At 63.7% G+C, this 12,806-nt stretch carries 11 protein-coding genes and 2 pseudogenes; 8 read left to right on the top strand and 5 right to left on the bottom strand.

Features of this window, described 5'->3' with window-relative positions; all coding sequences use genetic code 11:
• Both AB0M18_RS35960 and AB0M18_RS35955 read right to left on the bottom strand, forming a co-directional pair.
• A pseudogene (locus tag AB0M18_RS35960) lies at window positions 1-265 on the bottom strand (transposase); the annotation flags it as partial.
• 67 nt (window positions 266-332) lie between these two features.
• Window positions 333-1,118: a maleylpyruvate isomerase family mycothiol-dependent enzyme gene (locus AB0M18_RS35955; protein WP_365765559.1), complete on the bottom strand. Its 786-nt coding sequence runs from the start codon at window positions 1,116-1,118 to the stop codon at window positions 333-335.
• Window positions 1,119-1,424: 306 nt separating this feature from the next.
• Between AB0M18_RS35955 and AB0M18_RS35950 the strand changes: the two genes are divergently transcribed.
• Together AB0M18_RS35950 and AB0M18_RS35945 are read left to right on the top strand one after the other, a co-directional pair.
• Window positions 1,425-4,097: a LuxR C-terminal-related transcriptional regulator gene (locus AB0M18_RS35950; protein ID WP_365765557.1), complete on the top strand. Its 2,673-nt coding sequence runs from the start codon at window positions 1,425-1,427 to the stop codon at window positions 4,095-4,097.
• Window positions 4,098-4,468: 371 nt separating this feature from the next.
• Window positions 4,469-4,577 (top strand): annotated as a pseudogene (locus tag AB0M18_RS35945) (IS5/IS1182 family transposase); the annotation flags it as partial.
• Between the two features lie 345 nt (window positions 4,578-4,922).
• Here AB0M18_RS35945 and AB0M18_RS35940 read toward each other — a convergent pair.
• Window positions 4,923-5,678 (bottom strand): MBL fold metallo-hydrolase, encoded by a 756-nt coding sequence (locus tag AB0M18_RS35940; RefSeq protein ID WP_365765555.1) that lies wholly within the window; start codon window positions 5,676-5,678, stop codon window positions 4,923-4,925.
• A 313-nt stretch (window positions 5,679-5,991) separates the two neighbouring features.
• Window positions 5,992-6,360 carry a hypothetical protein gene (locus AB0M18_RS35935; RefSeq protein ID WP_365765553.1) on the bottom strand — a complete coding sequence of 123 codons (369 nt, stop codon included), beginning with the start codon at window positions 6,358-6,360 and terminating at the stop codon, window positions 5,992-5,994.
• 707 nt (window positions 6,361-7,067) lie between these two features.
• Between AB0M18_RS35935 and AB0M18_RS35930 the strand changes: the two genes are divergently transcribed.
• The 5 genes from AB0M18_RS35930 (at window position 7,068) to AB0M18_RS35910 (ending at window position 10,355) form a co-directional block, all read left to right on the top strand.
• The gene (locus AB0M18_RS35930; RefSeq protein WP_365765551.1) at window positions 7,068-7,220 is read left to right on the top strand and encodes a transposase; all 153 of its coding nucleotides are present in this window, start codon (window positions 7,068-7,070) and stop codon (window positions 7,218-7,220) included.
• A gap of 21 nt (window positions 7,221-7,241) precedes the next feature.
• A complete protein-coding gene (locus AB0M18_RS35925) occupies window positions 7,242-7,379 on the top strand; it encodes a transposase (protein ID WP_365765549.1) in 138 nt (45 codons plus the stop codon).
• 415 nt (window positions 7,380-7,794) lie between these two features.
• Window positions 7,795-8,094, top strand: coding sequence for a hypothetical protein (locus tag AB0M18_RS35920; protein ID WP_365765547.1), 300 nt, complete (start codon window positions 7,795-7,797; stop codon window positions 8,092-8,094).
• Between the two features lie 271 nt (window positions 8,095-8,365).
• Entirely contained in the window at window positions 8,366-9,934 is a 1,569-nt protein-coding gene (locus tag AB0M18_RS35915) for a protein kinase (protein ID WP_365765563.1), read from the top strand.
• Window positions 9,935-10,028: 94 nt separating this feature from the next.
• Window positions 10,029-10,355 (top strand): Lsr2 family protein, encoded by a 327-nt coding sequence (locus AB0M18_RS35910; protein ID WP_365765545.1) that lies wholly within the window; start codon window positions 10,029-10,031, stop codon window positions 10,353-10,355.
• Between the two features lie 81 nt (window positions 10,356-10,436).
• On the opposite strand, the gene AB0M18_RS35905 is transcribed toward AB0M18_RS35910, so the two are convergent.
• Entirely contained in the window at window positions 10,437-11,582 is a 1,146-nt protein-coding gene (locus AB0M18_RS35905; RefSeq protein WP_365765543.1) for a PQQ-binding-like beta-propeller repeat protein, read from the bottom strand.
• Between the two features lie 1,057 nt (window positions 11,583-12,639).
• Here AB0M18_RS35905 and AB0M18_RS35900 point away from each other — a divergent pair.
• A partial coding sequence (locus AB0M18_RS35900; protein ID WP_365765561.1) for a transposase occupies window positions 12,640-12,806 on the top strand: 167 nt, incomplete at its 3' end.

The raw sequence follows: 12,806 nt of genomic DNA, 5'->3' as shown, positions 1-12,806 counted from the left end.
AAAGCCCCCTTTGAGGGCCCGGACACTCACCGAGTCGATAGCGAAACGCGACCAGTCCAGCTCTCCCCGGGGCGCCGAGTTCATCCAGGACGACCCGGTGCGGACGGGCCCAGACTCTGTCCTTGCTCCAGTGGGCGAACCTGCGGTAGACCGTCGGCCAGGCAGGCCCGAACAACGGCGGCACCTGCCGCCACGTGCACCCCGACGTCGCCACGAACACGATCGCGGCCAGACATTCACGATCCCCGGCCCGCCGGCGGCCACCTGGCCGGTGAGCGAGGAGGGACCAGCGAACCGTCCAGAGTCGTTGGCTGGACAGGGCAGCCTGCGGTTCAGAATGGGACCCTTGCCGCTGCAAGGGCAGCGATCGCTTGTTCATCCCCCGTGAGTAGCTGAATAGGGGGCTGCGGGTCGCGCCCGGACAGCATGCGCATGTACTCGATGCTGTTGGTGCGAGCCGCTGTTCTGGGTTCGCCTGTTCCAATCTGGAAGGTGCGTGAGTCCGAACCGTCGGTCAGTTCCAGTTTGAGGGCAGGATACTGCCATTCCATCGACAACTCGCGCATAACCTGGGAGATGATCTGATCTTGGTGCGGCTTGTGCGCAATTTGCCTGCCGATTGCCCGACAGATGTCAATTCTGTGCATCCACAGGTCTCTCGAATGAACCACATCTGCCAGGTACGCCACTGGAATCCCTAGAGAATTAGTGCGTCTCCGATCCGACTCTGACATTCCCCGCTCCACTTGAACGGCTTGGGCGAGTACCCGCGCGAACTCATCGGCGATCTTTTCATCTGGGAGGGTGCGACGATCGTCTACCTGCACTTCATTCTCTGCGTCCATTTTCCCCCTCTCGGGATAGCGAGTCCGTGCATCTTGCTCCCGGCGTTCATTGATGGCAGGATCCGTAAAATCCTCAGCCAGACCTGTCATATGCGCCACCACGTCCCGCACTTCCCAGAGGGTGCAATCCGTTGGCCGATGCCAGTCCTCAGCACTCAGGCTGGAGAGTATTTCGCTGATACACTCGGCCTCGCGTTCCACAAGATCCGCGGCCTGGCGGCGACTTATTATGGGAATATCTCGAGCCAAAATAAGCTGCTTTTGAATGGGCATTTGTGCAACCTTTCCATCACCCTCGAAAGTCGACGGGTCAGTGTCCCTTCAATGAAGCCAGTTCGCATGATCATGAAACGTGCGAGTTCATTACAGAAGGCCGAATGAAAAACCTTCCGCCGTGAGCTGGGAGGAAAGATCGCCGTATTGCCCACATGCCGGAGGTGACAACGTCTCTGGAACCAAGTTCAGGAGTTGGGTCTCCTCTCCAGGGTGGAGAACACCACTCTTGTCGTAAACTATAGGGCTACCGCCCTATCCTCGCGCGGGATTGGCTGCGACGCTCCGTTGCTTGGGAGACAGAACATGGCTGAGCATGCGCACCTGTTGCGATGGCCGCTGGTGGGGCGAGATGCTGAACTGGAGGACTTCACCAGTGTCTGGGCAACGCGGCGCTGCCAGTCAGTGGTGATCTCCGGTCCCATGGGCGTTGGCAAGACGCGCCTTGCCGAGGAGTGCTTGGTGCGGGCCGTGCAAATGGGGTGGAAGGGTCGCCGGGCAACGGCGACGGCCGCGTCGTCCGTTGTGCCGCTGGGGGCTATTGCCCACCTTCTTCCGGCGGGCCTCGACCTCTCGGATCCGGTCAAGGGCTTCGCCGCGGCTGTTTCCTCGCTCGCGGGATCGCCGCCGCAGCGCCACCGCCGAGTGTTCCTCATCGACGATCTTCATCTGCTCGATGCCGCATCCGCCATGCTTCTGCGGCAACTACTTGATGCCGAGGTAGCGCGCCTGATCGCCACAGTCCGCACTGACAATCCCGTCAGCGACGCTGTCGACGCACTGTGCCGCGGCGAAACGGCACACCGAATCGACTTGGCCGACTGGGACCAGGAAAAGACCGAGAGGGTACTCAGAGCGGCACTGGACGGCCCTCTGGGCAGACGCGCTTCTCAAGAACTACACATGGCCTCGCGCGGTAACGCCCTGTACCTGCGTGAGCTGGTCACTGGCGCGCTGCAGACCGGGACATTGGTCAACGACGGTGAACTGTGGGAGCTGAGTGACGAGTGGCCCGTGGGCACGCCGAAACTGCGCGAGCTGGTCGGCATCCGGTTGGCTACTGCTGACCCAGCCAGCCGGCCTGTACTTGAGCTGCTGGCACTGTGCGAAACCCTTCCCCTCGCCGACGCCCAGGACGTCGCTTCACATGCCATGCTGGTTGCCTTGGAAGCCACGGGGCTGATCCAGTTCACCACCGACCGGCGGCGCACCGTCGCACAATTTACGCACCCCCTGTACGGGGAGGTACTGCGCGCCGGCATTCCCTACCTGCGCCGCCGTTCTCTGCTTCTGGGGCAGGTGGAGAGAATCCAGCGTCGTGGCATGCACCGCCGCGATGACGCCCTGCGGGTCGCCACCTGGCGTTTGGCCGCGACAGGGACCGCAGACCCCTCACTGCTGGCTCGGGCAGCCTCTTTGGCCAGGCACGCCCATGACTATTCCAAGGTCATCGTCCTGCTGGAGGCCCTCCCTGCCGCGCACCACACCACCGAGACCCGCCTGCTGATGGGCGAGGCCTTTTTCGAGCTCGGCCAGTCAGAGAAGGCCGAAGCGGTCCTTACCGAGGCCGACGCCGCGGTCAGTAACGAGCACGACAAACTCGCGGTGACCATGGCTCGGACCCTGAATCTCCTCTTCAGCTCCGCGGGCATCGATGAGGCGTTGACCGTCAACGAGGCCGCGCGGACTCAGGTGACCACTCCTGGTGGCAGGCGTGGACTGCTGACGAATGAGGGCTACCTGCGCGTCCTGTCAGGCCAGCCAGCCGCCGGACTGGCGTTGCTAGAGGAGATGGAAGTCGATGTCGAAGAAGCAGTCGACGTCAACGCTTGGCTGCAAGGCGCACTGGCGAAAACCCCGGCGCTGGTGGCGGTAGGACGTGCAAGCGAGGCGGTGACCTGGGCAGATCACGCCTACGCCACCCATGTACGCGTCAACGAACAGGCACTACGCCCTCACCCTGCCGCACAGCTCAACGGAAAGGTGCTGGCACTCACCGAAAGCGGCCGTCTGTCCGAGGCTCGTGCTCTTGGCCAGCGTACTTTCGACGAACTTGCAGCTGCCCACGCCCCGCTTCCCCGTGTGTGGACTAGTTTCTTCCTGGCCCGGATGGAGTGGATAGCCGGCCATCCAGCCGCCGCACGCAAGTGGTATGCCGAAGCGGCGGCACTCGCACGTGCATACGGTCATTTCCGGGCATACAGTATGGCCATGTCGGGCCTGGCGGCGTGTGCTGCGCTCGTGGGCGACCTTCACGCAGCCGTCTCCGCCCAGGCCGAACATGTACCCCGGCCCGGTATGAGTCTCTTCGCCGGCGAGGATCTGCTCGGCAAGGCATGGCTGCACGCGGCGCGCGCAGAGACGTCTCGCGCCCGGGAAGTACTCACCGAGGCTGCCGAGGCTGCCGCCGCTAGCGGCCTGTTGCCCGCCGAAGCACTGTTCCTCACAGATGTAGCACGCCTGGGTGGTGCCGCCGCTGTTGCCCCCCGGCTTTCCGCATTGGCCGCCGCTTCCGATGGCGCCCTAAACCAGGCTCGTGCACATTTCGCCTCGACGCTGGCCGAAGGTGACCCGGACAAGCTCCTGGGCGCCGCCGAAGAGCTGAGTCTGATCGGAACCGACCTCCTCGCTGCAGAGGCAGCTACAACAGCCTCCGCGATCTGGAGACGCAAGAACCAACCCCGGCGCGCCACTGCCGCAGCGCGACAGGCCGAGGCGTCCGCCAGTCGCTGTGAAGGAGCAAGTACGCCTCTTCTTACCCCTGCCGAGGTCACAGCCGCGCTCTCAGCTCGTGAACGCGAGATCGCTCTGTTGGCCGCTGCCGGGACCGCAAGCAAGGACATCGCAGCCATTCTGCACCTGTCGGTGCGAACCGTCGACAACCACCTTCAGCACGCCTATACCAAACTTGGTGTCAGCACGCGCCGTCAACTCCGGGATGTCCTCGCAGCTGACGTTCCCAGCGGGGGCAACGAATAGGCGTCCCCCGTAGTGACCGGGTCCGGAGATCCTGTCGCGGTAGCGGCAGATGTGGTCACGAGAGCCTGGTCGGCGGTCTTGGTCCACTTCGTCGTACGAAGTGTAGGGCCGCTGGTAGACCCATCCGTCGAGCAGGGCGCGGTTGAAGCGTTCGACCTGTCGTTCGTCTGTGGCAGGTTGGGGCTGGTCTTCTGTTGGCGATGCTGGCCGTGCCTCCTGGGCGACGACGAGCGCGGATTCGTAGCAGGCGCTGTTGTCGGTCAGGGCGAGTGCGACGGTGATGCCGTGGGCAGCGAAGAACGGCCGGTGGATGCTGTTGATCTTCTTGGTGTGGACCGTTCTTCCCGGCCTGGAGCGTTCCAAGAGACACGGGGGTGAACGCGCGTGCTGTAGCCGATCCGTTCGGTCGGCCGCCGGCGGGCATCCCCCGCTCCGTTCGGGGCGGTCCATGACGTCCGCGCGGCCCGCGAGTACGGTGTCACCGGCGCCCAGGCGCCCAGGGGGGGCGCTGTCCGCTGGGCCGACAGCGAGCTGGTGCAGTTCTTTTCGCCGGACGAGGCCGAGACCGCGTGGGCAGCGAGGCGGACCCGTGACCGCCCGGAATCACAGCCCACGCTCCTGTTGTGACGACTCCGAACATCATTCTGACACGATCAGTAGGTAGGTGTTTGTGAATGCTGACCGTGGGGTGTGTACGGTTGGATGATCTAGGCTGTGTTTCTGGCGGAGTGGGCCGACGGTTCGAGTGTGCGCCCACGTATCCGCTATGCGGCGCGAGATGCTGATGGGCCCAAAGGTGCGACTTGAAATTCGAACTTGATTAACCTATTCAGGAGCCCGGGTGGATGGGAAGTGCTCTTCGTAGGCATCCGCCAGATTTCGCAACGCTGCTGCTCCGTCACCTTCGAAGGCGGGGCCGTGCATAATAGCCAAGGTCTTGGGGTTTAGATCAGCCAGGCGGCGCAAAGTGGCTGGCACCGCCGGCCCCTGACCAGTCTGGCCAAATATCCTTTCAGCTTCGATTGCTGCGTCAATAAGATCAGAACTCGTCAAGGCTGGACCAGCACCGACTGTAGTCATCAGGTCACCGCAGAAGAGAGTCCGGCTCCTTTCCTCGAAGAGCACACGAGATTCCCAGTTATGCGGAACGTGCGGGGTGTCGAAATGTCGCACGACACGACTATCTAGATTCGGGGCACCTTGTGCCCCAATTTCCATTCGCTCTCCATCCGCGAGGGGGAGTGGGGGGCGGTCGGCAAGGTCATTAAGGGAAACCAAACAGCCAGTTCGGCCGTGCATTACGCGAGACTTTGGGGCAGCCGCCAGGAATTGATTCATCGAACCGCACTCATCGGCCTCGACGTGAGAGAATGCGATCCAGCGCAGCTTTTCCAGAGGGATAATACTGCTGACTGCACTGGAAACGGAAGGGAATAGATCCCGCATTCCGGTATGATACAAAAGAGGCTCATCTGTGTCGATCAGGAACTGATTGAAAGTGAAGCCACTCGGACCCACTTCGGGGATGAAGGTAGAGATCCGATAAATATCGGCCGACACCTCGTCAACACGGGTATTCATGCCTAGAATCCTTCAGGTCGCGGAAGTTGGCTCAATCTGGGCCTCTAACATCCTCATTCCCGTGAGGTGGGCAATGCGGAGAACATCTACAGAAAGGATGTTAGTCATCTCTCACCCTACGATCCCCCTCCAAAGCGATCGCTGAGTAAGTGTTACTTCATTCAGGCCGCTCACTGGTGGTTCACGGGTCTCGCAAAGTCGCCGTGATCTTGTGAACCTGCTGGTCAACTGGGGTGTGACTGGATGCGTCGAAGCTCCGTTGATGTGGGTGAGCTAGTACCAATGCCGTGTAGTTAGCGTTGGGCGTCCGGCGTCAAGGGGTGCGGGTGGTCAGGCCGTCGATGCTGATGGTGGCCTTGTAGCTGGTTCTGTCGACGGTGCCTCTGGCGTTGTACTTCGAGATGGCGCGTTTGACGACGCGTGGCCGAGTGCGGATGCGCCGATCGGGCATGGGCCGGCCAGAATCCGGCGGCCCTATGGCGCCGACGAGATGGCTGTGTCGCCGAAGACGCCCGTGGCCTGGACGAGCGGGTCGCGGGCAGTGTTCAGCGGGATGGAAACTGGCCCGGTCGGGGTCGATGTCCGGGCGGATGCCGGTGGCATCCGCCATGGCCAGTCGCAGGATTTGGTACGTGGCCAGGAGGGCGAAGACTTCCTGGCCACGCCTGCGGGTGGCCGGCACGAAGGATCCGGCCGCCCAGAATGGTCGACTTGATCTCCAAGTAGGAGGTCTCGATCTCCCACCGCTCGTGATGGAGCCTGATGAGCTCGGCGGCAGGGTGGCTGTGGGGGCGGTCAGGGTTGTGACGAGACGGTAGGCGCAGGTGCGGCGCCCCTGGGAAGTGCTGAGGATGATCTCGCAGTAGATGCCCCGGACCGCAACGGCTCCGAGCCTGGCCAGGTAGGAACCGTCGGGGAAACGCCTGAGGACGGGCAGCCCTGCGGTCTCCTTGACACGGACCAGAACGTGCGCGCCCGCCCGTGCGGGTGGCCGCCTCGACCAGCGCCTGAACGGCGAAGTTCCGGCCCAGCAGGACGATCATGCCCTCGCGCAGACTGCGGACCAGACTCGGGGCATAGGACGTTTCCCCGTGGCTGTCGGGCCCACGGCTACCAGCGTGCCGTCGACAGCGCAGACGAGAAGGCCCCGCCACCAGGATCCGGCGGTGCTGATCCCGGCGGCCGCCCGGGCTGCCCACGCCGGACCTTCGCCGAGCGGGTCGGGGGTTTCACCTTCCGTTATGGCCGTCGCGGCGTGCTGCAGCGCAAGGCCTTGAGGCAATCGGCCTCGCACTGGCGGGCCGGGCCGGGGCCCGCCTCGCCCGAACACTCCGGTGCCCGGTCAGCGCGAGCACTCTGCTCAATCTCGTTCGGGCCCTGCCTGACCCGGTGGTTGAGCGAAGCACGCGGGTGCTCGGCGTCGACGACTTCGCGCTCACGCGCGGTCACGTCTACGGAACCGTCCTCATCGACATCGAGGCCAGTCGGCCGGTCGATGTCCTGCCCGACCGCTCTGCTGCCACCCTGGGCCGACTGGCTTGAGCGGCATCCCGGCCCCAAGTCGTGTGTCGTGACCGTGCCAGTGTGTATGCCGAGGCCGTACGCGCTGCCGAGCCTGGCGCGGTTCAGGTCGCTGATCGATTCCATTTGTGGAAGAACCTCTGCGAGACGGTCGAGACGTGCGTCGTCGCCCACCGGTAATGCCTGATTCCACCACAGCTGGAACCGCCACCGCCACCGCGGGCTCTGGAATACCGACCGACGGGCAAGCGGGAGATCAACACCCACCAACGGCACGCCACAGTGCGAGAGTTGTACGCCCTCGGTGCTGATCAGACACGCTTGTCATGACCGCCGCCAGCTTCGCCGCCTGCTGGCCCTGCCGCCCGACACAGCCAGCAGCATGGGTCATTCCCCGCTTCAATCCTTGGTGAAGTCCGCGCAGGGGTGGCGGGAGGCACCGGCTGTGTGGAGGTGACATGTGCTGGCACGTCGCTGGATAAGCAAGCTGTACTCAAGCGGTGAGTCAACCACGCCCCTGTACTGGAGCCAGGAAAGGCCCCGGCCTCCCCACGATCTCCGTCGACGTCGGGACGTGATCTTGATGTGCACATCGATGACTCTGATTAGCCCCTCCGGCACACTGATCGGGGGAGAGGTGCTGGCGGCGCTGTCCTACGCACTGTTCTGCACCTCTTTGGAACCTGCAGACCACCCTGACGATAACGCCGTTCGAGCCGCGGTCCTGCACACGATCGGGTCCGACGTGAACCGGTCCTGCCTCCTCCAGGTCGCACAGGAAGCCGGCGACCACCCGCTGCGGTACTTGGAGCGGATCTCCTGGTGCCGGCAGACGGTCCTGCTGACGTTCTACCGCACCGCAATGAACTGCGTGCCCAGCGCCCGTGCCGCCTGACCGCCACCGCACCGCTTTCCAGTTACGGAGACTCGCGAGGGTGGAGCATGAACTGCTCATGCATAGACGGCACGTGATCGCTTCAATGGCCGCGGGAACCTGAGAACAGTCGGTCACGCGAGGGCGAGCCCCCGTGCCGAGCCTCCTAGAAACCTATTTCGTGCACAGACGTCGGCCGCCACCACCCAAGGTGTCGGCCAGAGGTCTGTGCTTTTCCACGTTCGAGCAGTCGCCGCAACGATTGCACGCCGAAGGGGACGCACACACCGCGATGACGGACCGAAACACTCTTGCTGCTGCGGGCGGGCATTCAGTCGGGGCGGGCCGGTATGTCCTGAGTGGCATCCTCGGTAGGGGAGGCATGGCATCAGTACACCGGGCCCATGACACCGTGCTCGAACGGCCCGTCGCCGTCAAGATCCTCCGCGCCGACCTGGGCACGGATCCAGCACTACGCGAGAGGTTTCGCCGAGAGGCGCAAGCTGTAGCCAAGCTCAATCACACCAATATCGTTTCGGTGTTCGACTCGGGTGAGGACGTTGTGCGCGGCGCGGTTGTCCCTTACATCGTCATGGAATATGTCGAGGGGCAGCCTCTCAGCGCCCTGATCGCCGGCGAGGCAGGCCGGTGCACGGCGGTGCCGGTGCCGAAAGCCTTGATGATCACCAAGGACGTGCTGGCGGCCCTCAAAGCCAGTCATGAGGTGGGTCTGGTACACCGGGACATCAAGCCGAGCAATGTCATGATGACGACGCGCGGAGTGGTCAAGGTCATGGACTTCGGCATCGCCAGAACCATCCAGTCCCAGGTGGCAGCAGTCACACAGACGGGCCTTGTGGTGGGGACTCCGCAGTACTTGTCGCCCGAGCAGGCGCTCGGGCGACCCGTGGACGCGCGCGCCGACTTGTACTCCGTCGGTTGCCTGCTCTTCGAGCTCTTGACTGGAAGGACGCCGTTCGAGGGCGAATCGGCCTTGGAGGTCGTGTACGCGCACGTGGAGCAGACCCCGCATCCACCGTCGGCCTGGAACCCGTTGGTCCCTCCCGTTGTTGACGAACTGGTGGCGCGAGCCCTGCAAAAGAAATCCGCCGACCGGTTTCAGACAGCAGACGAGATGCTCGCCGCAATCCTTCAGGCGAGCCGGCCGAGGCATGAAGACCGATGGCCGACGCAGCCATCTTCGCCGCAATTCCCCACCGGATCTGCCGGTTCCCTGGCATCGGCCCAGGCGGCGCAGTCACTAGCCTCAGTACCCGCGGTGCATCTACCCCCCCACTCCGTGATGCCGCCCTTCGGCGCCCCGGCAGCGAGCGGACCGGCTGCCGCACCCCTGTCATGGGGACCCTCCAACGGCACCAGGCGGTTTGATCAAACCCGGCATCAGCAGCATCGGGGGAACGGGGGCAAGACATGGCGGCGCGCTCTGCTTTGGACGGCGTGTGTCTTCGCCGTCGCAGGCACAGGCACGCTGGCGGTCCTCCTGCCGGCAGGAGGAGAGGAAGAGAGTGACAGGACGAACAGTTCGCGGACGCGGACGCCTGCCGCATCCAGTTCAAACCCACGCCCGACTGTCGTCGGGGATCCGTCACTGAAGATGAACCCCTCCGACTGCAATGATTCGTTCTGGCCAGACGGAAGGGTCACAGTCCCATACTTCAGGCTGAACCACATCGACTCGGTCCAGGCATGCGCCCGCACCGGCGGCTGGCGGCTCATCCTCAAAGAGCAAAACGAGGTGCTCTGGGGGAAAGGCATCGTGGTCCGCCAAGAGCCATTCGCTACACAGGTCGACCCCGCGGACAAGGTGGTGACCGTCTGGGTATCCACCGGGCACGGGTAGCCTGCTGCCCCCCGTCAGGAGACAATCTGCGCTGACAACGTACCGGAGGCGGGCAACTTGGTCGGCCGCTACTCGACATGTAGCATCAAAGGCTATGGTGCAGAAAGTAGTTACGGTTTACGTCGATGACCTCACCGGCGAGGAGTCTCACGAGGCGGAGACTCACACCTTCGCCCTCAACGGAGTCACTTACGAGATTGACCTCACGTCCGACAGCTATGACCAGCTTGCCGACGCGCTTGGCCCCTTCATCAAGGCCGGACGGAAGACGGGACGTGCCGTGACTCGAAGGACAAAGCGCCCGATCTCCGGGCCCACCGCGGAAGAGGTACGCGACTGGGCCAAGGCGAGCGGCCTTGAGGTGAACGACCGCGGGCGTGTGCCCCGTGCCGTTGTCGAGGCCTACCACAAGGCCCACTGAGCAGCTAGGGATCCCTCACCCGACCGTGATCAACGATCTGGGGGCATCTCGCCGGATAAGGTGCGCCTGGCATGCGCGGCCTCAACGCGACCCCGCCACCCACCCGGCTGCCCGGTCCAGGCCAATGAGCCCGTGGTCAACGGCATGAAGGCTATTAGGTCCGCCAGGTGTAGACGGAATGGTGAGGCGATCAGGAACGCCCACGCTCCATAGCTGATGACCGCTCCTCAGGTCGTAGGCGTGGAGCACCGCCCGTTCGCCATCGGGCACCCAGGGAAGAACATAGACGACACTGTCGGCGAGTGCCGCCTGTACATGCCCGGAGGGCAAGGGGATCTCAAGCCGCCCGTGCTCCCATCGTCCTTCGGCACCGAACACAACCAGTGCGGAGGCACCGCTGCCCTTGCTTTCGACGGCCGTCGCCACTGGGCCGTCGGATGTCGTGACCAGATCTTCAAGACTCAGGCCGGCCGATGCTGAACGAGAAGCGAACGGCACGTTTCTTTCAGAGCCCTGAGGACTCACGAACGTGAACCCCTCGGCATGCTGAATGAGAAACCTGTCCTGACCGACGGGGCGGACCGAGGACACAGGCCCAACCGAAGCACGCCACAGCACACGACCGTCCGCAGCGCGCAGTGCGACAACGGCATGATCTTCCTCGGAATGGACGAAGACATGACCCGCCACGGCGAACAATGGACTCGTTGAGCCCCGGCGAGGATCTCCAAGACGGACTCCTGTCGCAACCCGCCAGACGAGCCGGCCCGTCCGCGAGTCGAGAGCGGAGACATCGCTGCCTTGCCTCAGATATACGCGTCCCCGGTCCTGCGCGAAGTCGGTACTGCGCTGGCTGGCAAGGATCTTGCCGGTGTGGGTGGATCGGATTTCCACGATGCGGTCCTTGGGCGTGGACAGCCCACTCAGTCGTGGCTTCAGGGCAGTGCGGGTGGCGATGAGCGTAACGCCGTCGTGGGAGAGTTCCACATGCTCCTGCCGGTCATACGGCCGCCATCGGCACCGGAGAATCTCGCGTCCTGAACTCGAGACCACGCGGTACTCGGAGCGCGGGGCATTGCCACGCCAGTGAGCCACGAGATGGACAGTCGATCTCTCTGCCCCATCCGAATCGACCTCGACGAGCGCCTGGCGGGGATCGAACTCGGAGCCGAAAGGCGTGCGCCACAGCTCCCGACGCCCCGCCGTGCCCAACTCGAAGGCGGTCAACTCGCCCTGAGGAGTTACTTGATGAACCTTCAGTATCTGCCTACTACCCGCCTTGGAGACGGCTGTCGGACCTCCGTTGAGCGGGGAGATGACTCCCGGTGCCTTGCGTAGCCCGACGGGAGCAGACGGTATAGCTGATGGAGACAGCATGTCGGGCTCTGGTGTGTGAAATCCCGTATAGGTAGCCCGGGAACACTCGAGCTTCCGTATCGTCGAATCCTGCTTGGGCGAGCATGCAGGCAACGCGGCACCAAGCACAGCAAACGCGATGACTGCCTGCCGGAAGCGGGTCGTTCCTCTCACGCGGCTGCCGCCCCCTTGACCCATCCAGTCATCTGATCACACCTCAGCCCACACTCGGCAACTCGCGGTCCGCCCTACCCCATGGCGCAGCGGCGAGGAGGTATGCAGGCGCTGTGATTGTCGCGGACTAGATCGCCACCGCCATGAGCGGATCATGCTCATCTCTCAGCAGGCCGCGACCACCGCGAGCTGAGCGCATGCTGCTCTGGCAACACGACAAGGCTCAGATGCCTGTACCTCCGGAGCTGCCCGTGTTGTGGATGTGGAATAGAAACCACCCAGAGAATGAGATCCAACCCGCGCTGAAAATGGCGCGGCCGGTCCGTGATGTCCGAATGCGGAAGAGAGAGCGTGTCGTCTCACTCAGCGTGTCGTCGCACCGATCCTTGGTCAGAACATAGGCCTCATACGCGGCTAGGTATGACGCCCAAAGACCCCAAGCCAGCGCACCACGATTCATCAAAGCGGCCTCCCTGAAAGCTCGAGCGAACCTTGGAGATTGTTGTGACAGCAATCACTGAAGCTATACGTGCGCCGACACCACTGTGCATCACGGGGCGAGCCTGAATCCTGAGCAGTCACTGCCCATACGGAGAGTCCCGGGGGATCTCCGTCACCAGCGCCTACCCCATGACTGAGGAGAGGAGACGCACTTGGGGTGGCCGCCGGCAGGCCTAGGCCGTGTTTTGAAAGTCGGCTCTGCTCCTCGTCCCATGTCGTGATGATCTCGGTGTGGGGCGAGGGGATCTTTCTGATGGGCGGTGGGCGGTGGGCGGTGCTGGAGCCGTTGTTGCCGGTCGTGGTGCTGGGGCGGCCGTCGTTGGGCCGGCGGAAGCTGATCGACGGGATCCGGTGGCGGGTGCGGACCGGTGCTCCGTGGCGGGATCTGCCGTTGGAGTACGGGCCGTGGCAGACGGTCTA

Origin of the sequence: Streptomyces sp. NPDC051909, from assembly GCF_040681095.1 — a bacterium.
In the GTDB taxonomy this organism is placed as follows: Bacteria; Actinomycetota; Actinomycetes; order Streptomycetales; family Streptomycetaceae; genus Streptomyces.
This window is presented reverse-complemented; position numbering and strand designations above follow the sequence as displayed.